The organism is Plantactinospora sp. A48, from assembly GCF_055793945.1.
In genome coordinates this window covers 38,147-58,466 of the sequence record NZ_JBTIXF010000041.1, presented here as the reverse complement: position 1 = coordinate 58,466, position 20,320 = coordinate 38,147, and the positions used below count along the sequence as shown (strand labels likewise).

General features: G+C 72.7%; 19 protein-coding genes and 1 pseudogene. 10 read left to right on the top strand and 10 right to left on the bottom strand.

Translation table 11 applies throughout. The features are described 5' to 3' along the window. Nucleotides 1-203: 203 nt before the first annotated feature. The 3 genes from ACXN5W_RS20420 to ACXN5W_RS20410 all read right to left on the bottom strand — a co-directional run bounded on the left by ACXN5W_RS20420 (nucleotide 204) and on the right by ACXN5W_RS20410 (nucleotide 4,826). On the bottom strand, nucleotides 204-1,271 hold the full coding sequence (locus tag ACXN5W_RS20420) for a 2-oxoacid:ferredoxin oxidoreductase subunit beta (protein WP_473159932.1): 1,068 nt from the start codon (nucleotides 1,269-1,271) through the stop codon (nucleotides 204-206). Further along, a complete protein-coding gene (locus ACXN5W_RS20415; protein ID WP_473159931.1) occupies nucleotides 1,264-3,108 on the bottom strand; it encodes a 2-oxoacid:acceptor oxidoreductase subunit alpha in 1,845 nt (614 codons plus the stop codon). The genes ACXN5W_RS20420 and ACXN5W_RS20415 overlap by 8 nt, the downstream gene beginning before the upstream one ends. 302 nt (nucleotides 3,109-3,410) lie before the next feature. Beyond that, complete coding sequence (locus tag ACXN5W_RS20410; protein WP_473159930.1) at nucleotides 3,411-4,826, bottom strand: hypothetical protein; 1,416 nt, start codon at nucleotides 4,824-4,826, stop codon at nucleotides 3,411-3,413. A 271-nt stretch (nucleotides 4,827-5,097) separates the two neighbouring features. Here ACXN5W_RS20410 and ACXN5W_RS20405 point away from each other — a divergent pair, with 271 nt between their 5' ends. Then, entirely contained in the window at nucleotides 5,098-5,475 is a 378-nt protein-coding gene (locus ACXN5W_RS20405) for an NADH-quinone oxidoreductase subunit A (RefSeq protein ID WP_473159929.1), read from the top strand. Nucleotides 5,476-5,664: 189 nt separating this feature from the next. Here the strand turns inward: ACXN5W_RS20405 and folP are convergent, their stop codons facing one another. Then, nucleotides 5,665-6,534, bottom strand: coding sequence for a dihydropteroate synthase (folP, locus tag ACXN5W_RS20400; RefSeq protein ID WP_473159928.1), 870 nt, complete (start codon nucleotides 6,532-6,534; stop codon nucleotides 5,665-5,667). 138 nt (nucleotides 6,535-6,672) lie between these two features. On the opposite strand from folP, the gene ACXN5W_RS20395 reads away from it, so the two are divergent. Genes ACXN5W_RS20395 through ACXN5W_RS20380 form a run of 4 tightly spaced genes read left to right on the top strand, consistent with a single transcriptional unit; the run spans nucleotide 6,673 to nucleotide 9,094 of the window. Continuing rightward, nucleotides 6,673-7,344, top strand: a complete 672-nt coding sequence (locus ACXN5W_RS20395; protein WP_473159927.1) for a DivIVA domain-containing protein — start codon at nucleotides 6,673-6,675, stop codon at nucleotides 7,342-7,344. Further along, complete coding sequence (locus tag ACXN5W_RS20390) at nucleotides 7,341-7,838, top strand: SRPBCC family protein (protein WP_473159926.1); 498 nt, start codon at nucleotides 7,341-7,343, stop codon at nucleotides 7,836-7,838. The genes ACXN5W_RS20395 and ACXN5W_RS20390 overlap by 4 nt, the downstream gene beginning before the upstream one ends. A gap of 48 nt (nucleotides 7,839-7,886) precedes the next feature. Next, nucleotides 7,887-8,489, top strand: coding sequence for a DNA-3-methyladenine glycosylase I (locus ACXN5W_RS20385; protein ID WP_473159925.1), 603 nt, complete (start codon nucleotides 7,887-7,889; stop codon nucleotides 8,487-8,489). Further along, nucleotides 8,486-9,094, top strand: coding sequence for a hypothetical protein (locus ACXN5W_RS20380; RefSeq protein ID WP_473159924.1), 609 nt, complete (start codon nucleotides 8,486-8,488; stop codon nucleotides 9,092-9,094). Before ACXN5W_RS20385 ends, ACXN5W_RS20380 begins: the two co-directional genes overlap by 4 nt. A gap of 23 nt (nucleotides 9,095-9,117) precedes the next feature. Here the strand turns inward: ACXN5W_RS20380 and ACXN5W_RS20375 are convergent, their stop codons facing one another. Together ACXN5W_RS20375 and ACXN5W_RS20370 are read right to left on the bottom strand one after the other, a co-directional pair. Next, nucleotides 9,118-9,909: an enoyl-CoA hydratase-related protein gene (locus ACXN5W_RS20375; RefSeq protein WP_473159923.1), complete on the bottom strand. Its 792-nt coding sequence runs from the start codon at nucleotides 9,907-9,909 to the stop codon at nucleotides 9,118-9,120. Next, entirely contained in the window at nucleotides 9,906-10,763 is an 858-nt protein-coding gene (locus ACXN5W_RS20370; RefSeq protein ID WP_473159922.1) for a PaaX family transcriptional regulator, read from the bottom strand. The genes ACXN5W_RS20375 and ACXN5W_RS20370 overlap by 4 nt, the downstream gene beginning before the upstream one ends. 190 nt (nucleotides 10,764-10,953) lie before the next feature. Here ACXN5W_RS20370 and ACXN5W_RS20365 point away from each other — a divergent pair, with 190 nt between their 5' ends. Together ACXN5W_RS20365 and ACXN5W_RS20360 are read left to right on the top strand one after the other, a co-directional pair. Next, nucleotides 10,954-11,121, top strand: coding sequence for a DUF3117 domain-containing protein (locus ACXN5W_RS20365; protein ID WP_473159921.1), 168 nt, complete (start codon nucleotides 10,954-10,956; stop codon nucleotides 11,119-11,121). 224 nt (nucleotides 11,122-11,345) lie between these two features. Beyond that, nucleotides 11,346-12,830, top strand: a complete 1,485-nt coding sequence (locus tag ACXN5W_RS20360) for a leucyl aminopeptidase family protein (protein WP_473159937.1) — start codon at nucleotides 11,346-11,348, stop codon at nucleotides 12,828-12,830. Nucleotides 12,831-12,892: 62 nt separating this feature from the next. Here ACXN5W_RS20360 and ACXN5W_RS20355 read toward each other — a convergent pair whose 3' ends face one another. Further along, a complete protein-coding gene (locus tag ACXN5W_RS20355; protein ID WP_473159920.1) occupies nucleotides 12,893-13,504 on the bottom strand; it encodes an O-methyltransferase in 612 nt (203 codons plus the stop codon). Between the two features lie 324 nt (nucleotides 13,505-13,828). On the opposite strand from ACXN5W_RS20355, the gene ACXN5W_RS20350 reads away from it, so the two are divergent. Then, nucleotides 13,829-15,358, top strand: coding sequence for a S1C family serine protease (locus tag ACXN5W_RS20350; protein WP_473159919.1), 1,530 nt, complete (start codon nucleotides 13,829-13,831; stop codon nucleotides 15,356-15,358). A 68-nt stretch (nucleotides 15,359-15,426) separates the two neighbouring features. Then, nucleotides 15,427-15,771 (top strand): annotated as a pseudogene (locus tag ACXN5W_RS20345) (twin-arginine translocase TatA/TatE family subunit); the annotation flags it as partial. A 326-nt stretch (nucleotides 15,772-16,097) separates the two neighbouring features. Here ACXN5W_RS20345 and ACXN5W_RS20340 read toward each other — a convergent pair. From ACXN5W_RS20340 to ACXN5W_RS20330, 3 genes are all read right to left on the bottom strand, one after another. Continuing rightward, entirely contained in the window at nucleotides 16,098-17,243 is a 1,146-nt protein-coding gene (locus tag ACXN5W_RS20340; RefSeq protein ID WP_473159918.1) for an Mrp/NBP35 family ATP-binding protein, read from the bottom strand. Nucleotides 17,244-17,353: 110 nt separating this feature from the next. Further along, nucleotides 17,354-18,001, bottom strand: a complete 648-nt coding sequence (locus ACXN5W_RS20335) for a DUF1003 domain-containing protein (protein WP_473159917.1) — start codon at nucleotides 17,999-18,001, stop codon at nucleotides 17,354-17,356. Beyond that, complete coding sequence (locus ACXN5W_RS20330; RefSeq protein WP_473159916.1) at nucleotides 17,994-19,334, bottom strand: magnesium transporter MgtE N-terminal domain-containing protein; 1,341 nt, start codon at nucleotides 19,332-19,334, stop codon at nucleotides 17,994-17,996. The genes ACXN5W_RS20335 and ACXN5W_RS20330 overlap by 8 nt, the downstream gene beginning before the upstream one ends. Nucleotides 19,335-19,366: 32 nt before the next feature. On the opposite strand from ACXN5W_RS20330, the gene ACXN5W_RS20325 reads away from it, so the two are divergent. After that, entirely contained in the window at nucleotides 19,367-20,236 is an 870-nt protein-coding gene (locus ACXN5W_RS20325) for a PhzF family phenazine biosynthesis protein (RefSeq protein ID WP_473159915.1), read from the top strand. Nucleotides 20,237-20,320 lie beyond the last annotated feature (84 nt).

The window sequence follows — 20,320 nt, the reverse complement described above, 5'->3', positions numbered from 1 at the left end:
GGGCCCGCCCACTCTGGGCGGTCAGGCTTGATCCCGTCGTGGGCGGGCCCGGCCAGACCCTCGGGCGGGTCAGGCTCGATGGTCGGGCTTGATCCCGTCGTGGGCGGGCCCGGCCAGACCCTCGGGTGGCTGTCAGGCAGAGCGCGGGCGGGCCCGGCTGGGTTTCCGCTGGAAACCGTGCCGGGCCCGGAACCGGTTGGACGTTAGAGGATCGTCCAGGTGTCGCCGGCGTTGAGCAGCGCGCTGAGCTGCTCCTCCGGCGTACCGCTGCCCTTGGCCTTGGCGGCCGTGACCTGCTCGCGGACCACCGTGTCGTACGACGGCCGCGTGACGTTCCGGAACACGCCGATGGGGGTGTTCCGGAGGGCGAAGCCGGGCAGTCGGGACAGCGCGAACGCGTACGCCGGCTCGGCCACCGTGGCGTCGTGTACGACGATGTCCGCGGGATCCACCGAGGCGGTCTCCCGGACCTCCAGGCCGAACGCGCCGGGCGGGTGTACGACGCAGAACTGGCCGTCGCTGCCGAACGTGATGGGCTGCCCGTGTTCCAACCGGATCAGGTGGTCGTCCCGGGTGGCCGGATCCTTCAGCGGCTCGAACGCGCCGTCGTTGAAGATGTTGCAGTTCTGGTAGATCTCCACGAAGGCGGAGCCGTCGTGCTCCGCCGCGGCGCGCAGCACCGACTGGAGGTGCTTGCGGTCCGAGTCGATGGTCCGGGCCACGAAGCTGGCCTCCGCGCCCAGCGCCAGCGAGAGCGGGTTGAACGGCGCGTCCGCCGAGCCCGCGGGCGTGGACTTGGTGATCTTCCCGACCTCGGAGGTGGGCGAGTACTGCCCCTTGGTCAGCCCGTAGATCCGGTTGTTGAACAGCAGGATCTTGAGGTTGACGTTCCGGCGCAGCGCGTGGATCAGGTGGTTGCCCCCGATCGACAGCGCGTCACCGTCACCCGTGACCACCCAGACCGACAGGTCGGGACGGGTGGTCGACAGGCCGGTGGCGATCGCCGGCGCACGACCGTGGATCGAGTGCATCCCGTACGTGTTCATGTAGTACGGGAAGCGCGAGGAGCAGCCGATTCCCGAGACGAAGACGATCCGCTCGCGGGGGATGTTCAGCTCGGGCATGAACCCCTGGACGGCGGCCAGGATGGCGTAGTCCCCGCAGCCGGGGCACCAGCGCACCTCCTGGTCGGACTTGAAATCCTTGGCCGTGAGCTTCAGTGCCACCGGTGCGGCTGCCGCGTCGCGACCGGAATTCTTAGCTTCAGACATTTTTGACCAATTCTTCCAGCATGGTCTCCAGCTCCGCCGCGGTGAACGGCAGGCCACGGACCTGGTTGTAGCCGATCGCATCGACGAGGTAGCGCGCCCGGATGACGTGGGCGAGCTGGCCGAGGTTCATCTCCGGGATCACGACCCGCTCGTACCGGCGCAGCACCTCGCCCAGGTTGGCCGGCATCGGCGCGAGGTGTCGCAGGTGCGCCTGGGCGACCGGCAGGCCCCGCTGCCGCAGGCCGCGACAGGCGGCGCCGATCGGGCCGTACGTGGATCCCCAGCCCAGGACCAGCACCCGGGCGTCACCGTCCGGATCCTCCACCTCGATGTCCGGCACCGGGATCGCCTCGATCCGGGCCGCCCGGGTACGCACCATGAAGTCATGGTTGGTCGGGTCGTACGAGATGTCGCCGGTCTTGTCGGCCTTCTCCAGGCCACCGATCCGGTGCTCCAGTCCCGCCGTGCCGGGGATGGCCCACGGCCGGGCCAGGGTGACCGGGTCGCGAAGGTACGGCAGGAAGGTCCCGTCCGGCCCGTTCGGCTCGGTGGCGAACTCGACCCGTAGGTCGGGCAGCGAGTCCACCTCGGGTAGCAGCCACGGCTCGGAGCCGTTGGCCACGTAGTTGTCGGAGAGCAGGATCACCGGAGTGCGGTAGGTGAGCGCGATCCGGGCGGCCTCGATGGCCGCGTGGAAGCAGTCCGAGGGCGACCTCGGCGCGATCACCGCGACCGGGGCCTCACCGTGCCGGCCGAACAGCGCCATGTTCAGGTCGGCCTGTTCGGTCTTGGTGGGCATCCCGGTGGACGGTCCGGCCCGCTGCACGTCGACCACGACCAGCGGCAGCTCCAGGGCGACCGCGAGCGAGATGGTCTCGCCCTTCAGCGCCACCCCGGGGCCGCTGGTGGTGGTGACCCCGAGGGACCCGCCGTACGAGGCGCCGAGCGCCGCGCCGATCGCGGCGATCTCGTCCTCGGCCTGCATCGTCGTCACACCGAAGCGCTTGTGCTTGCTCAGCTCGTGCAGGATGTCCGACGCCGGGGTGATCGGGTACGCGCCCAGGAACAGCGGCAGTCCGGACCGCACGCCGGCGGCGACCAGCCCGAGTGCCAGCGCCGCGTTCCCGGTGATGTTCCGGTACGTCCCCGGGTTCATCCGGGCCGGCTTCACCTGGTAGCGGACCGCGAAGTCCTCGGTGGTCTCGCCGAAGTTCCAGCCGGCCTTGAACGCGGCCACGTTGGCCGCCACCAGTTCGGGACGAGCGGCGAACTTGCGTTCGAGGAACCGCAGCGTCGAGGCGTACGGCCGGGAGTACATCCAGGAGAGCAGGCCGAGCGCGAACATGTTCTTGGCCCGCTCGGCGTCCTTCTTGGACACGTCGTGTTCGGCGAGTGCCCCGACCGTCATCGAGGTGAGCGCCACCGGGTGCAGGGCGTAGGCCTCCAGCGTGCCGTCCTCCAGCGGGTTGGCCTGGTAGCCGACCTTGGCCAGGTTGCGCCGGGTGAACTCGTCGGTGTTGACGATGATGTCCGCGCCGCGCGGCAGGTCGGCGAGGTTCGCCTTGAGCGCCGCCGGGTTCATCGCGACCAGGACGTTCGGCGCGTCACCCGGGGTGAGAATGTCATAGTCGGCGAAGTGGACCTGGAAGCTCGACACCCCGGGCAGTGTCCCGGCTGGTGCCCGGATCTCGGCCGGGAAGTTGGGCAGCGTCGAGATGTCGTTGCCCAGCTGCGCTGTCTCGGAGGTGAACCGATCACCGGTGAGCTGCATGCCGTCGCCAGAGTCCCCGGCGAACCGGATCACGACCCGGTCCAGCTGACGGACCTGCTTGTTCACGGTCGTACCTCGCTTTGCTCGACGTCCTGCCGGGCCGGGGCGACCGATGGGCCGGGCCCATCGGTGGTTTCTCCGGGTCCGGTCACGGGAACTCCCTGCGTACCGGTGACTCGCGCGTGGCCGCCCGGCCCGCACCGTCCTGTCATGCCCTGAGCCTACGTCGCGTGGGCATCCGATCCGTTCGCAAGGTCTCCAGGATGGGACGCGGCTAATCGGTCTTAACGGGGTCTTCCGGCCCCTTCGACCCCAGAGGTAACTCACATCACTCCGGCACCGCCGGGCTGAGAGCCGCCGGGGATCCCCTATTCGCCCGGTGCGGGTGCCGGAGCCCCGGGTGCCGCCGGGTCCACGGCGGTGCGGCGGCGCAGGGAACCGGTGGCCAGGACGAGGGCCAGGACCACCAGCAGCAGAGAACTGACGATCAACGCGATCGCTGTCTTCCGTACCCCGGTCAGTCCCTCCCCGTCGCTGGCCCGGGTCAGCGGGGGTAGCGCGCCCTGTGACCCGGTCGGGGTGCTCTCCGCCTGCGTCGCCGTGGCGAGTGCCGCGACCGCCATGATCCGGAAACTCATCTGGATCATCTTGGCCCGGCCCGCGCGGGGGGTGAGCGTGCCGATCACCGCTCCGGACAGCGGCGCCGAACGTTGGGCCTCCGGGGTGGCGGCCACCGGCAGTCGCACCACACCGACCTGACCGGCGCTGATCGAACCCAGGTCGCACCGGGTGCGGTCGGTCGCCGTGGCCACGCAACCCGCCGGCTCGGTGGGTACGGAAACTCCGGCCGGCAGGATCACCTCGATGATCCCGCCCGCGTCCGTCCGACCGGTGTTACCCAGCCGAACGTTCAGCGTGGTGGCCAGGCCGGTGACGTCGAAGTTGACCTCGCTGGCCGCCAGCGACACTCCGGGGATCGGCGGGCCGGCCGGGAAGAGCACGGCGAAGCCCTGACTGTCGGTCACCGCCGGTGCCGTCGGGTGGTCCGGGCGGGTGGCGCTGACCTGGACCGATCCGCTGATCGGCATTTTCCGCCAGGCGTCGCCGTCGACTCGGAGCCGCAGGTGGGTGCTGAACCGGGCGCCCGGCGAGACCGTCCACGGGGCGCAGCGGCCGGCGTGGGGGTCACCCGTGCAGCCGCGGGTGCCGGCGTCGACCACCCCGACCGGCAGGGTGTACGTCAACCGCACCGCCTCGGTCACCTCGCCGGTGTTCGTGATCGTCACGCTCAGGTCGGCGGTCGTGCTCCGACTCGACCAGTAGCTCTCCGGGAGCGTGATGTCGGTGGTGGTGACGGACATCCCCCGACGTGGCTCACCCGGCGGCGGCCCCGGCTGGTCCGGCAGATGCGGCGGGGGTGGCTTGACGCTCGGACTGGACGGCGGCGGCCCCGCCGTCGTCGGTGCCGTCGACGGGGAGGCCGGGGCGGCGCTGGTCGGCGGGTTGTCCGGGGCGGGCGGCTCGGAGGTCGGGGGTGTGTCGGTGGGCGCCGGATCCGGGCTCGGTGGTTCGGTCGCCGGCGGCTCCTCCGACGGCGCCGGGTCGGTGTCCAGCAGCAGCGCGGCCGGCCGGCCCGGCTGGGCCGTGGCGGGCGCCGCGACGCCGATGGCGGCCACGAGCCCACTGAACAGCAACGCGGCGAGACCGCCGGCGAGGATCGCCGGGTGGTTGCGGACCCGCCGCGGGCGGGTCGGAGCCCACGATCGTTGGTGGTCGCGCGTCATCGCCCCTCCGGGGTACCAGCAGGTGGATCACATTATTCGCGGTTGCTTGCCGCCCGGCACCAGTCGAGCTACGAAACGAATTCGTAACGGCGAGCCGGCCGGCCCGAAACCTTCCGGGCCGGCTGTCCCGGCTTGCCTCCGCCGGGCGGCCGGATGACCCGTCCGCCGGGCCACCTCGAGGGTGACGCCGTCACTCGGGCCATCCGAAGGGTGAGCGCCGTCCGTCAGCGGTGTGTTACGAGCGGTCGCCGAGGGCGGTAGGCTCCGGGCCATGGCCGGCTATCTCGGTTCGTACGCGACACTCGGCCTGGTGTTGCTCGCCGGCGCGGGTGTGTTCGTGGCGGCCTTCGCCGCCAACCGCCTGCTGCGCCCGGCCAGCCCGGCGGATCCGCCGGGCAAGCGGGCCAGCTACGAGTGCGGCCTCGATCCGGTCGGCGAGGACTGGGCCCAGATGCAGATCCGCTACTACGTCTTCGCCTACCTCTACGTGCTGTTCGCGGTCGAGGCGGTCTTCCTGTTCCCGTGGGCGGTGATCTTCGACCGGCCGGGGTTCGGGGCGGGTGCGGTGACCGAGATGGGGATCTTCGTGGCCGTCCTCGCGCTCGGGATCCTGTACGCCTGGCGCAAGGACGTCCTGCGCTGGACCTGACCCCATCCCGCCGGAGCGCAGCCGGAGCCGGGGTTTGGCGGAGGTGAGCACCGGCCCGGCGGGCCCCGCCGGAGCGCAGCCGGAGCCGGGGTTTGGCGGAGGTGAGCACCGGCCCGGCGAACCCCGCCGGAGCGCAGCCGGAGCCGGGGTTTGGCGGAGGTGAGCACCGGCCCGGCGGACCCGCCTGCCTTACGCCAGCCCTCGCCGGGACACCTTGGGTGGGCGGTCGCCGCGGATCGTGGCGACCATGTCGAGAACGCGGCGGGTCGGACGGACCTGGTGGGCCCGGAACACCCGGGCACCCAGCCAGGCGGAGACGGCGGTGGCGGCGAGGGTCCCCTCCAGCCGCTCGCCGACCGGCAGGTCCAGGCTCTCGCCGATGAAGTCCTTGTTCGACAGGGCCACCAGCACCGGCCAGTCGGTGGCGGTCAGCTCGGTCAGTCGCCGGGTGATCTCCAGGGAGTGCCGGCTGTTCTTGCCGAAGTCGTGCGCCGGGTCGATCAGCAGACCGTCCGGTCGTACCCCCAGGCCCACCGCGCGGTCGGCGAGCCGGGTGACCGTACCGACCACGTCGGCCACCACGTCGGCGAAGGCCGGCCGGTGCGGACGGGTCCGTGGGGCCAGGCCGCCGGCGTGCGAGCAGACCAGCCCGACGCCGGTCCGGGCGGCCACCTCGGCCAGCGCCGGGTCCGCGCCCGACCAGGTGTCGTTCAACAGGTCGGCACCGGCGGCCACGGCCTCGACCGCCACCTCGGCCCGCCAGGTGTCGATCGAGATCACCACCTCCGGGAACTCGGCCCGGACCGCGGCGATGGTCGCGACGGTACGCCGGATCTCCTCGGTCGGATCGACCTCCGTGCCCGGCCCGGCCTTCACCCCGCCGATGTCGATGATCTCGGCACCCTCCGTTACGGCCCGTTCAACGGCCCGTAGCGCGTCCCCGGCGTCGAAGGTGGCGCCCCGGTCGAAAAAAGAATCCGGGGTTCGATTGACGATCGCCATCACGACGAGTTCGTCCGGACCGAAGGCCCGCCCGCCCAGCCGCAGTAAACCCGCCATCCGGCTCTCCTTCGCTGATCAGGGCCGGCGTCGACGCTATCCGGAGCGGGTGGCGGGCCCGCCGGGCGGGTCAACAAGAGCATCGATGGCCGTGTGGCGGGCTACCCCGATACCTCTCGGCATGCCACGATCGATGCCATGGGTCAGCTTTTGCTCATTCTGGTGGCGGCACTGACCGTCGCGACGGTGGTGTTCGGGGTCGCCGTACTGGTGACCGGTGGTGATCCCGGCCTGGCGCCGGCCGAGCCGGACGGCCGGGCTTTACCCCTGCCGGAGAGTCGTCCGCTGAAGGAGGGCGACGTGACGGAGGTCCGTTTCGACACCGCCTTCCGCGGCTACCGGATGGGCCAGGTCGATCAGGCGCTGCGCCGTGCCGCGTACGACATCGGCTACAAGGACGAGTTGATCGGCGTCCTGGAGGCGGAGGTCACGGCGTTGCGCGAGGGGCGTCTCGCGGACGCCGACACGCTGCGTCAGGCCCGTGAGGAGGCCAGGTCGGCAGCGGCCGGCAACGCCGCCACCGAGTCCGCCGACAACGCCGATTCGGCCGCGGAGGGCTCCGCCGAGCCGGTCGCCGCCGGGGAGACCGACTCGGTGGAGACTGACTCGGTGGAGACTGACTCGGTGGAGACCGGCGCCGGCCAGAACGGCGCCGGCCAGAACACGGCTCCCGCGACCGCGTCCGGGACTTCGGCCGAGTCGGCTTCCGTGACCGCGTCCGGGACTTCGGCCGACGGGGAGCCCGTCACCACGGCCGAGGTCGATTCCAAGGTGGCGCCCGAGGTCGCCGCCCGGTCGGAGCGGGCGTGACCGATCCGGCCGACGCCGACGAACTGCGCACCGCCGCCCGGCCCGGCGCTGGGGAGGTGACCGCGACGGTCATCGTGAACGCGCCCGCCGAGCGGGTGTTCGCCGCCTTCACGGCGTGGGAGCGGCAGGGGGAGTGGATCCCGTTCACCCGGGTCCGGATCGTCTCCGGCGACGGTGGCGAGGGGAGCCGGATCGAGGCGGTCACCAGCGTCGGTCCGGCGGTGTTGAAGGACGAGATGACGGTGGTCCGGGTGGACGCGCCGTACGAGGTGCGCGTGGTGCACACCGGGGCGCTGCTGCGGGGGCCCGGTGTGTTGCGCTGCACCCAGATGGACCGGGACCGGACCCAGGTGGTCTGGCACGAGTGGTTCCACCTGCCGGGCGGGCCCGTCGGCCGGGTGGCCTGGCCGGTGCTCTGGCCGGGTTCGAAGGTCGGCCTCACCGGTGCCCTGAAGCGACTGGCCCGACTCGTGGAGGACGGCCGGCTGCCGTGAGCCGGGCCGTCGCCGAGGGTCGTCGGTGGTGTGCCCTACGGTGGTGTGGTGACTGATCTGGTAACGGGCGTGGACGGTCTGCCGCGTTGCGCCTGGGGGGGCAGCACCGTCGACTACGTGGCCTACCACGATGGCGAGTGGGGGCGGTCGGTACGTGACGACGACGCCCTCTACGAGCGGCTGTGCCTGGAGGCGTTCCAGTCCGGCCTGTCCTGGCTGACGATCCTGCGCAAGCGGGAGGCGTTCCGACGGGCCTTCGACGACTTCCGGATCGCCACGGTCGCCCGGTACGACGAGGGCGACGTGCGCCGGTTGCTCGACGACGCCGGCATCGTGCGCAACCGGGCCAAGATCGAGGCGACGATCGCCAACGCGCGGGCGGCGCTCGACCTGCCCGGCGGGCTCGCCAAACTGCTCTGGAGCTTCGCGCCGCCGGCCCGGTCGACCCGACCGGCCAGCTTCGCCGAGGTGCCGGCCGTCACCGTCGAGTCCACGGCGATGGCGCGGGCGCTGAAGAAGGCCGGGTTCCGCTTCGTCGGCCCGACCACGGCGTACGCGCTGATGCAGGCGACCGGGATGGTCGACGACCACCTGGCCGGCTGCCACGTCGCCCGGGACGCCCCGGCGGACCGGGTCGGGACCCGGTCGTGAGCGAGCGCGTCCCGGAGTCGGCGTCCAACGCCTGGGCCGTGGTGATCCCGGCTGAGCGGTTCGAGGCGGAGCGGCTGATCCAACACGACCTGCTGGAGTTGACCGGCCTTCCCGAGCGGCCCGGGTCGGAGCGTCCCCGGGCCGGCGACGATGTCCTCGTGGTCCGGGACGAGCAGACCCCGCTGGTGGTCGCCGTCGGCCGGATCGGTCCAACCAGCGGGACGAGTGAGCGGGACCCGGACGATCCGATGACCGGGGACGGCGACCCGCTGGTGGTGACGTACCTGCGGCGGGCCCTGGACCGGCCGGTGCCGGCGGCCGGGCTGACCCTGCGCGGGCCGCTGACCCGGATCGAGGCCGGGGTCTTCCGCCGGTGGGCCGCCCGGGTGGCCCCCGCCGGCGCCCGGCAGACCTGGCTGGTCAGCGTCGACCTGCCCATCGAGGCCAGCTCACCGGCCGAGGCCGCCCGGATCTTCTGGTCGTACGTCCTGGAACTCGGCCCGCGCGAGCTGCCGGCGTTCGTCGCGCCGACCCGGGATGAGCTGGCCATGCAGGCGTTCGTGCTGGGCGCCGAGGCCAACCAGGACCCCGAAGAGGACGACTGAACCGAGGCCGTGGGCGGGTCCGGTCAGCGGCCCTCGAATTCCGGCTTCCGCTTGGCGACGAAGGCGGCCGTGGCCGACCGGTGATCGGCGGTCGCTCCGCAGATCGCCTGGGCCTGCGCCTCGGCGGCGAGAGCGTCGGAGAGGGTGCCGGCGTCACCCACCGAGAGCTGGCGCTTGATCGCCCCGTACGCGACGGTCGGGCCGGCCGCGAGTCGGGCCGCGAGTTCCTGCGCGGCCGGGAGGATCTTCTCGTCGTCGTCGACCAGCCGGGTGAGCAGGCCCAGCCGGAGCGCCTCCTCGGCCCGTACCGGCTCGGCGAGCATGAGCAGCTCCACCGCCTTGGCGTGACCGACCAGCCGGGGCAGCGACCAGGAGATGCCCGTGTCACCGGCCAGGCCCACCCGGGCGAACGCCATCAGGAAGCTGGTCGCGGGACCGCCGACCCGGAAGTCGGAGAGGAAGGCCAGCGAGGCGCCGGCACCGGCGGCCATGCCCCGGACGGCCGCCACCACCGGCTTCGGCAGGTTGCCCAGCCGGGCCGCGATCGGGTTGTAGTGGGCCCGTACGGTCGCCAGCGGGTCGGCCGTGCCGGAGTTCAGGGTCGCGGTGTGCTCCCGGAGATCCTGGCCGGCGCTGAACGCCCCACCGGCCCCGGCGAGCACCACGGCCCGACAGGAGCGATCCTGCTCCAGCTCGGCCAGGGCGTCGCGCAGCGCCTCCTTGAGCGCCACGTCCAGCGAGTTCAGCGCGTCCGGACGGTTGAGGGTCAGCGTGACCACGGCATCGGCGCGTTCGACGAGCAGCGGATCACTCATGCGCGGCCCTTCTGTCGGGCGGCCCGGGTGCCGGGGTTCCGGCCCCGGGTCGGGGTGGGTGGGGAACCGTTGCCCAGGCACTGGTCGACGAACCGGTCGGCGGCCGGCCGCAGCCGGGCCGCGTGCCGGTCGAAGAACGTGGCCGCGCCGGTGCCGGGCCAGCGGTCGGGCAGCAGCGACGGCGGAAGCTGCGGGTCCCGGAACAGGAAGGTACGCCATGCGTGTACCAGCCGGAACCGGGCCGCGTAGGCGTCCTCGTCGCCGCTGCGGGCGGTGACCCCGGCCAGCAGTGGGCGCTGCTCGGCCACGAACCTTTCGTACGCCTCGCCGATCTCGGCCAGATCCCAGGCGCGGCGGACCACGCCCATCGCGCCGGGGGTGCCGGCCGCGTGGGCGGCGGTGAACCGCTCGTACCGGACCCCGGCCTCGGCGAGCAGCCCGTCGACGTCCTCACCGGGCCGGGTGGCCACCCAGGTGCGCTCGTCGAGCATCCCGTAGCCGAGGAAGCTGAGGGTGGCGCCGAGCCGCTGCCGCTCGCGGCGGTTGCCGGGACCGTCCAGGACGAGGAGGTCGAATCGGCCGTCCCAGCCGATCCGTCCGGTCCGGTAGATCCGCGCGGCGGCCTCGTCGAGCCGCCGGGCGGCCTTCGGAGTGATCGAGTATCCGGGGCCGCTGGACAGCCGTACGGGCTGGAGCCAGCCCTGCCGGACCATCCGGGACACCGCGGTACGTACCGCCGGTGCCGCTATCCCGAGCGGGGTAAGTAGTCTGACCAGGGCGGCTACCGGCGCGCGGCCACCGCGGGGGCGTAGATGGTCCCCGTAAAGGTCGAAGAGTGCCGACCGTGCCTGCATGACCGCACATTGTGACAGCCATTCTCGATATATGCTAGGTGCTGTTATATCGAGACCGGCTCGGTTTGGGTCCGGCGGTGTTCATCAGGGAAAATCGTCTGTCGACGCCTCGGGTTTCTCCCGTGGCAATGCTGGCGAAGTGGCTGTGGGGCAACCCACGGACCCTAGTGAAGGTCTGAGGGGAGACGACATGGCGGCGATGAAGCCGCGGACGGGCGACGGTCCGCTGGAGGTCACCAAGGAGGGCCGGGGCATCGTCATGCGGGTGCCGCTGGAGGGTGGCGGCCGGCTCGTCGTTGAGATGACACCTGACGAGGCCAGCGCGCTCGGGGACGCGCTGAAGACCGCCGTCGGCTGATTTACCCGGCGAACGGTCCGGCGCGCGCCGCGTCCGGGCCGTTCGCCGTTGGTAGCGGAAAACGCTCGATCTGCTCTCCCCGGAGGTAACCCGGCGTGTTCGCCATCCGTCCCGTCGCCGAACCGACCGCCTACGACGTGCTGGTCCTGCCGATCCGGTCGGGCGCTGAGCCGGTCCGGACCGCCTGGGAGGCTCCCGTCGAGCTGGGCGCGGAGGCGTCGGCCCTGCTGCCGGTGGTCGAGCACCGGGGTGAACCCGGGGAGACCTTCGTGTCGGTCCGTCCGGGCCGGGAGCCGGTCCGGCTGGTGCTGCTCGGTGTGGGGGCCGGCACCGAGGCGGACTGGCGCACCGCCGGTGCCGCGCTGGTCCGCTCGGGAGCGCTGGCCGGCACGGTCGCCGTCGCGCTACCCGCCGCCGAACCAGCGGACACCGAGCCGGTCGCCACCGAACCGACTGGCACCGAGCCGGTGGACCGCCAGTCGACCGGCGCCGAGCCGGTGGGCTCCGGATCCGGCGCCGTACGCGGGCTGGCCGAGGGGCTGTGGCTGGCGTCGTACCGGTTCCGGGTGCCGCGACCCGGGACGGGCGCTGTGCCGGCCCGGGACGGCAGTGTCCCGCCCGAAGACGGCAGTGTCCCGCCCGAGGACGGTGATGTCCCGGCCGCGGACGACGACGGAACCGTGGTGCTGCTCGCCGTGGCCGATCCGGCGGCCGTCCGGGCCGCGGTGGACACCGCCCAAATCGTGGCGGAGAGCACCCGGTTCGCCCGGGACCTGACCAACATGCCCTCGTCGGTGAAGAGCCCGGCCTGGCTGGCCGACCAGGTGGTGGCCGCCGCCGGCGGGCGTCCCGGGCTGTCCGTCGAGGTACGCGAGCCCGACTGGCTGGCGGCCGAGGGATTCGGCGGGGTGCTGGCGGTGGGCGGCGGGTCGGAGCGTCCGCCCCGGTTCGTCGAACTCGCCTGGCGCCCGGAGCAGGCCCGGACCCACGTGGTGCTGGTGGGCAAGGGCATCACCTTCGACACGGGCGGCATCTCGATCAAGCCGCGCGACGCGATGAAGCTGATGCGCAAGGACATGGGCGGCGCCGCCGCCGTGCTGGCCGCGACCATCGGCGCCGCCGAGCTGCGTCTGCCGGTCCGGGTCACCGCACTGGCCCCGCTGGCCGAGAACATGGTCAGCGGTTCGGCGTTCCGGCCCGGCGACATCATCCGGCACTACGGCGGGTTGACCAGTGAGAGCACCAACTCGGACGCCGAGGGCCGGCTGGTGCTGGCCGACGCGCTCGCGTACGCCCGGGACCGGCTGGCGCCCGACCTGATCGTCGATCTCGCCACCCTGACCGGGGCGAACGCCGTGGCGCTCGGTTCCCGGACCGGCGCCCTGTACGCCGACAACGACCGGCTCGCCGCCGCCGTGCTGGCCGCCGGCCGGGCGGCCGGGGAGAGCGCCTGGCGGATGCCGCTGGCCGACGACTACCTGGAATACCTGCACAGTGACCTCGCCGACCTGCACAGCTCGCCGGCCCGGGGCGCGGGTTCGGTGACCGCCGCGCTCTACCTGCGGGAGTTCGTCGGTGAGCTGAGCGACAGGTGGCTGCACGTGGACATGTCGGCACCGTCCTGGACCGCCTCGGACCACGCCGAACTGGTCAAGGGCGCCACCGGGTGGGGCGTACGCACCCTGCTGCGCTGGCTCGCCACGCTGTAAGGAAGGGCCCCTTCTTATCGTTTCCGGTATAGGAGGGGCCCCTTTTTAACGCCGTGCGGTGGTCAGCCCCGGCGTACCGCGGTGAGCAGGCCGTCGCCGGCCGGCAGCAGCGCCGCCACCCAGTCCTCCGACTCCCGGACGGCCTTCACCACCTCCCGGATGGTCACCGTGGCCAGGTCCCGGGCCGCCGGGTCGCCGATCCGGCCCCCGGCCAGCGCTCCGCTCAACGCGAGCAGCCCGCCCGGGCGCAGCAGCCGCAGCGCCGCCTCCACGCAGGCGCCGTACTCGGTGACGTCCGAGTCGACGAAGACCAGGTCGTACACGCCGTCCGCGAGCCGTGGCAGCACGTCGAGGGCCCGGCCCGTGATGATCCGGGTACGCCCCGCGGGATAGCCCGCCTCCAGGAAGATCCGTCGGGCGATCCGCTGGTGCTCGGACTCCAGGTCGATCGTGGTGAGCACCCCGTCTGGGCGCATGCCGCGCAGCAGCCAGACGCCGCTGACCCCGGTGCCCGTGCCGATCTCCACCACGGCCCGGGCGTTGCCGGCGGCGGCGAGCAGCCGAAGTGTCGCACCGACACCGGGTGTCACGGCGTCCAGCCCGACCTCCTGGGCCAGGCTGCGGGCGGTACGCAGGACGAGATCCTCGGCGACGTACGCCTCGGCGAACTGCATTGCCTGGGTGGTCGTCGAGGGGACGGACCGGTCGAGCGTGCCGATGGGGCACCTCCGGGCGGACGGTTCAGCGGGGTGGCTCGGGGGTTCCCGACAGTCTCTCAGAGACTAGGGCCTGAGCCTCGGGCCCGCGTCCGCAGCGGGGGCACGGAGCCGTACCGGATCGGCCGGTGACGAACGGACGGACGCCGACCGCTGACTGTGCGCGCGGCATCCGTGTAATCCTGGATGCGGAAACCGGACTCCGCGACCCGGGCGGGTGGACCCCACCTTCCCGGGTCCGGTGCGGCCGGTGACCCGGGACTCAGGTGGGAGGCACCGATCGTGACCGACGGCTGGAACTGGCACCAGCCCGGTGGGACGCCGGCAGCGGCGTCCCACCCCGACCAGGGCGAGCCGGCCGGCCCGGCGCCGTGGGGTGGACCACCGCCGGATCCGACCTGGGCCTCCGGCCCCCGGTCCGCCGCGCCGGGCTGGTCGGGTACGCCCTCCCCGGGCGTCTCCGCGCCGGGCGCTTCCGGTTGGTCGGGTGCGCACTCCGCGGGCGGGTCCGGTTGGTCGGGTGCGCACTCCGCGGGCGGGTCCGGTTGGTCGGGTGCGCACTCCGCGGGCGGGTCCGGTTGGTCGGGTGCGCCCGCCGCGGGTGTGCCGGCCTCACCCTGGTGGTCGGACGCGCTGCGGGACCCGTGGCGGGATCCGGCCACGCCGACCGCCACCGTGCTCCGCCCGCCGGCCGGCGGGGGCGAGGGCGACCCCGAACCGGTCACGGATCCGGACGCCCCCCGCCCGCGCGGCCTGCGTTCGGTGTTCCTGGTCTCGATCGTCACGGCGCTGCTCGCGGGCGCGCTCGGTGGTGCCCTCGGGTACGGCTTCGCGGTCCGCGCCGGGGCCGGGACGCCCACCGTGCTGGGGGCGCCGAACGCCTCCCCGCCGGCCATGGCGCAGCGGGCGCCGGACTCGTTCGCCGGGGTGGCCGAACGGTTGCTGCCGAGCGTGGTGACGGTGCGTACCACCAGCGCCGACGGGACCAGTGTCGGTTCGGGTTTCGTGGCCACCGCCGACGGATACGTGATCACCAACCAGCACGTGGTGGAGGGTGCCCGGGGGTCGGCGACGGTGGAGTTCAGCGACGGGTCGACGACCTCGGCCAAGGTGGTGGGTCAGGACCCCGAGTCGGACATCGCCGTGATCAAGGCGAGCCGGTCCGGTCTGACGCCGGTGCAGTTCGGTGACTCCGACGCCATCGCCGTCGGTGATCCGGTGCTGGCCTTCGGGTCGCCGCTGGCGCTGTCGAACACGGTGACCGCCGGCATCGTGAGCGCGGTGGACCGGACCATCCGGGCGGGTGAACCGGGTGGACCGGTGCGGTACTACGCGGCGATCCAGACCGACGCCGCGGTCAACCAGGGCAACTCCGGTGGACCGCTGGTCGACGGCGGGGGCCGGGTGGTCGGGGTCAACTCGGTGATCAAGTCGTTGGCCCTCGACGAGCAGCAGGCCGGCAACATCGGTCTGGCCTTCGCGATCCCGATCAACCAGGCGAAGCGGATCGCCAGCGACATCATCGACACCGGCCGGGCCCGGCGTACGGTGATCGGCGCCCAGGTCGGTTCGGACACCGGGCCGGGTAGCGGGGTTCGGCTGTCCAGCGTCCAACCGGGCGGCCCGGCTGCCGGCGCGGGACTCAGGTCCGGCGACGTGTTGCTCAAGCTGGGCGGCCGGACGCTCACCGAGCCGACCGACCTGATCGCGCTGGTCCGGAAGTACGCGCCCGGCTCGGTGGTGAGCGTCGAGTACCGCCGGGGCTCGGCCCGACAGACCGCCTCGGTGACGCTGGCCGCCGATGCGAAGTAACGGGCCTTGCCGTCCGGGGCGGGTGGGTGCGTACCCTTGCCGAAGGTCGTGACGAGGAGGAGCCGGAGATGTTCCAGAACCTGAACTGGTGGGAGATGGGTCTCCTGCTGCTCCTCGCCCTGTTGATCTTCGGTGACAAGCTGCCGAACGTGATCAGCGACGGGCTGAGGATGGTCCGCAACCTGCGCACCATGGCCAGCAACGCGACCAGCGACCTGAGCCGGGAACTGGGCACCGACATCAAGCTGGAGGATCTGCACCCCAAGGCGTTCATCCGCAAGCACCTGCTCAGCGAGGAGGACGAGGCGGCGCTGCGCAAGCCGTTCCAGGCGGTGTACGACGACCTCAAGACCGATCTGACCGGGGTGCAGAAGGACTTCAAGGACATCGGCTCGGCCGTCGACCCCCGATCCAGCCTGCGGTCCGGCTGGGATTCGGCGTCGGTCAACGGTTCGAGCCCGGCGTCCGCGGCGGTGACCGGGAACGGCGCCGGGCCGACCGGGCCGATCCCGGGACAGGACCACGGCGGTACGTCGATTCCGGCCCCCTCGGTACCGGCCACCCACCGCGACTACGACCTCGACGCCACCTGACGGACCCACCCCCGTCGGCCGGCACCACCCGGTCGACGACGCGGCGCGGGTCGCCCGGTCGGGACTTGATGCCGATGGCACGCCGGACCCCGCCCGCGCGGGCCCATGAGGGATCAGCGCGGGCGGGTCGGGGACGTACCCGAAATTCAGCGACCGGCCGGACGGAGCCCGAGCGGCTTGCCCAGCAGCGATTCCCGGCGGACGGCGAGCCGGTCCGCGACCGCGCCGAGCGCGCGGGCGGCCGGCGCGGCCGGCTCGGCCAGCACGATCGGGGTACCCGCGTCGCCGGCCTCCCGGACCCGGGTGTCCAGCGGGATCTGGCCGAGCAGCGGCACCTGGGCGCCCACGGTCCGGGTCAGCGACTCGGCCACCGTGGCGCCGCCGCCGGAACCGAAGACCTCCATCCGGGAGCCGTCCGGCAGTTCCAGCCAGGACATGTTCTCCACCACTCCGACCAGGCGCTGGTGGGTCTGCAACGCGATGGCGCCGGCCCGCTCGGCGACCTCCGCCGCGGCGGTCTGGGGTGTGGTCACCACCAGGATCTCGGCGTTGGGCAGCAGTTGGGCGAGCGAGATCGCCACGTCGCCGGTGCCGGGCGGCAGGTCCAGCAGGAGTACGTCCAGCTCACCCCAGTACACGTCGGCGAGGAACTGCTGCAGCGCGCGGTGCAGCATCGGACCGCGCCAGACCACCGCGGCGTTGCCGGCGGTGAACATTCCGATCGAGATCACCTTCACGCCGTGCGCCTGCGGCGGCATGATCATGTCTTCCACCCGGGTCGGCGCGCCGTCCACGCCGAGCATCCGGGGCACCGAGTGGCCGTAGATGTCCGCGTCCACCACGCCCACCGAGAGACCCCGGGCGGCCAGCGCCGCGGCCAGGTTGACGGTCACGCTGGACTTCCCGACGCCGCCCTTGCCGCTGGCCACCGCGTAGACCCGGGTCCGTGATCCGGGCTGGGCGAACGGGATCACCGGCTCCTGCGTCGCGCCACCACGCAGCCGCACCTGCAACTGCTGCCGCTGCTCCGGGCTCATCACCCCGAACTCGATCTCCACGCCGCTGACCTCTGGGACCGCGCTGACGGCCGCGGTGATGTCCGTGCGCAGCTTGTCCCGCAGCGGGCAGCCGGCGACCGTGAGCAGCAGTTCCACCCGGACGACACCGTCCGGCCCGACCGTGGCCGAGCGGACCATGCCCAGTTCGGTGATCGGCCGGCGGATCTCCGGGTCGTCGACGGTGGCCAGTGCGGCTTGGACCGCTTCCTCGACGGTGCTGACGGGTGCAGACATGCCGGCAATGCTACGTCGCCCCGTACCGGCTGCCGGCAGCCGCCGGGCGGGATGTGAGCGAGGCGATGGCACAGCTTGCGGGGTCGCTCGGCACCGCGCGTTCCGGGCGGTCAGTCGCCGTCCAGCTCGTCGTGCGGCTCGTCGACGCCGTGCTCGGCCCCGCCCGTCCGCTCGGCCCCGCCGACCCGTTCGGGACCGCCTGTCCGTTCGGGACCGCCTGTCCGTTCGGCGCCGCCGACCCGTTCGGCGGCCGGCCGGCGCGCCAGCCGCTGCCGTCGGCGTTGCTGGTCGTCCAACTCCTCCACCAGCCGGGTCAGCTCCGAGCGTACGAAGTCCCGGGTGGCCACCTCGCCGAGCGCGATCCGCAGCGCGGCGATCTCCCGGGTGAGGTATTCGGTGTCCGCCTTCTGCATGCTGGCTCGACGCCGGTCCTCCTCCATCGTCAGCCGGTCCCGGTCGGCCTGCCGGTTCTGGGCCAGCAGGATCAACGGCGCCGCGTACGAGGCCTGCAACGACAGGAGCAGGGTCAGGAAGGTGAAGGTGTACGGGTCGAACCGCAGCCGTGACGGGGCGAGCGTGTTCCAGCCCAGCCAGGCGGTGATGACAAGCGTCATCCAGACGATGAAGTTCGCCGTACCCATGTATCGGGCGGTGCCCTCGGCCCAGCGCCCGAACGCCTCGGGGTCGAACCGGGGCAGCTTGAACCGGCGGGGCTGGCTGGGCTGATCCAGCCGGGCCACCTGCCTGCGCTCAACCATCCCTGGCCTCCCCCGGCTGCTGCGGTGTGTCCAGGTCGGTACCCCGGCCAAGATCGCCGGGTGGCCCCGCGATCGTCGGTCCGACCGCGTCGGCGGCGTCCCGGTCCCGCCAGTTGCGGGGCAGTGAGTGGTCCAGCACGTCGTCGACGGTCACGGCGCCGACCAGCCGGCCGGCGGCGTCCACCACGGGCATCGCCACCAGGTCGTACGTGGCCATCCGGCGGGTGATCTCGGGCAGCGGCGTGGCCGCCTGGAGCGGGTCGATGTCGTTGTCGACCACCCCGCCCAGCAACTCTGCCGGCGGCTCCCGGAGCAGCCGCTGGAAGTGGACGATTCCGAGGTACCGGCCGGTCGGCGTGGCCAGCGGCGCCCGGGTGACGAACACCTGGGCGGCCACCGCCGGCGACATCTGCGGCTCGCGGATCCGGGCCAGCGCCTCGGCGACGGTGGCGTCCGGCGGCATGATCACCGGTTCCGAGGTCATCACGCTGCCCGCCGTGCCGGGCGTGTACTTGAGCAGTTGCCGGACCGGGTCCGCCTCGTCCGGCCGCATCAGGTCGAGCAGGATGTCCTGTTCCGGCGGCGACAGCTCGCTGAGCAGGTCGGCCGCGTCGTCGGGGTCCATCTCCTCCAGGATGTCGGCCGCCCGTTCCCGGTCCAGCGCCGCCAGGATCTCCACCTGGTCCCGTTCGGGCAACTCGCTCAGCACATCGGCCAGCCGCTCGTCGTCGAGCGCGGCGGCCACCTCGTTCCGCCGGGAGTCGGAGAGTTCCTGGAGGGCGTTGGCGAGGTCGGCGGGACGCATCTCCTCCAGCACCGCGAGCAGGTTCGCGGTGCCACGGTTCGCGTCCGGCCCGCCCAGCAGGCCCCGGACGTCCTCCCACTCGACCTGGTGCAGGTGACCCCGGCGGGTCAGTCGCCCCGTCTGTTCCCGGACCGCGACCCGGGCCAGCGACCACTCGCCGGTGCGGCTGCACTCCATGGCGACGTCCACCACCGTGCCCTGCCCACCGGAGGGCTGGATCTGGACCCGCTGGTCCAGCAGGTCCTCCAGCACCAGCAGTTCGTTGGGCCGTTTGGAGAAGCGCCGCAGGTTGAGCGTGCCGCTGCCCAGCGCCACGGCCTCGCCGTCGATCGAGGTGATCCGGTTGATGGACAGGAAGATCCGCCGACGCATCGGCATCTCGGCCACCAGACCCACCACCTGGGGCGGCCGGTTGCTGCTGCGGAGCCGGGCCACCGCGTCCCGGACACGCCCCACCTGGTCACCGTTGGGATCGAAAACGGTGAGCCCGGCGAGGCGGGCGATGTACACCCGGTTCGGCGTGGTCACCGGTCCAGCCTAAGGGCCTAGGGTTTACCACCATGTCGACCCTGGCGTACGAGATCGTGGACGTCTTCACCGACCGCCCGTTCGCGGGCAATCCGCTCGCGGTGGTGTTCGGCGCGCAGGCCCTGGCCACCGCGCAGTTGATGGCGCTGACCAGGGAGTTCAATCTTTCGGAGACGGTGTTCATCCTGCCGCCCACCCGGGCTGGGGCGACGTACCGGGCCCGCATCTTCACCGTCGACGGCGAGCTGCCCTTCGCCGGCCACCCCAGCGTGGGCGCGGCGGTGACCGGCAGCCGCCGGGGGGACTTTCCGGCCGGCGACGTGGTGCAGGAGTGTGGCGCGGGGCTGCTGCCGATCACCGTGACCGACGGCCAGGCCACAGTGACCGGCGGCACCCCGCTGCTCGGTCCGGAGTTGGATCCGGGTCCGTTGCTGGCCGTGGCGGGTCTGACCGCCGAGGACCTGGCCGGGCCGGCACCGAGGACCGCCGGCTGCGGGTTGGACTTTCCCTACCTGGCGGTCCGCGCCGACGCGGTGCAGCGGGCCGCCGTCGACATCGCGGCCGCCCGGCGGTACGGCATCGAGACGCTGACCGTGGTCGGCTGGCATCCCGAGCAGCGGGTGGCGCATGTGCGGGTGTTCGGGGTCGGCCTCGGCGTGCCGGAGGATCCCGCTACCGGTTCGGCGGCGCTCGGCCTCGGCGTGTGGCTGGTGGCCGGTGGGCTGCTGCCGGGGGACGGGAGGACGGCGTACACCGTCCGGCAGGGCGCGGAGATCCACCGCCCGTCCACGCTGGAGTGTGTGGTGACCGCGGCCGACGGGGTCGCGGTGGGGGTCACCGTCGCGGGTCGGGTCGTGCCGGTGGCCCGGGGTGAGATCATCATCCCGCCGTTCGTCGGCTGAACGCACCGCCGGCCGGTCCGGTCCTGCGCTTCCGCTCCCGGTCCTGCACTCCGGCCCTGCGCTTCCGGTCCGGTCCTGCGCTCC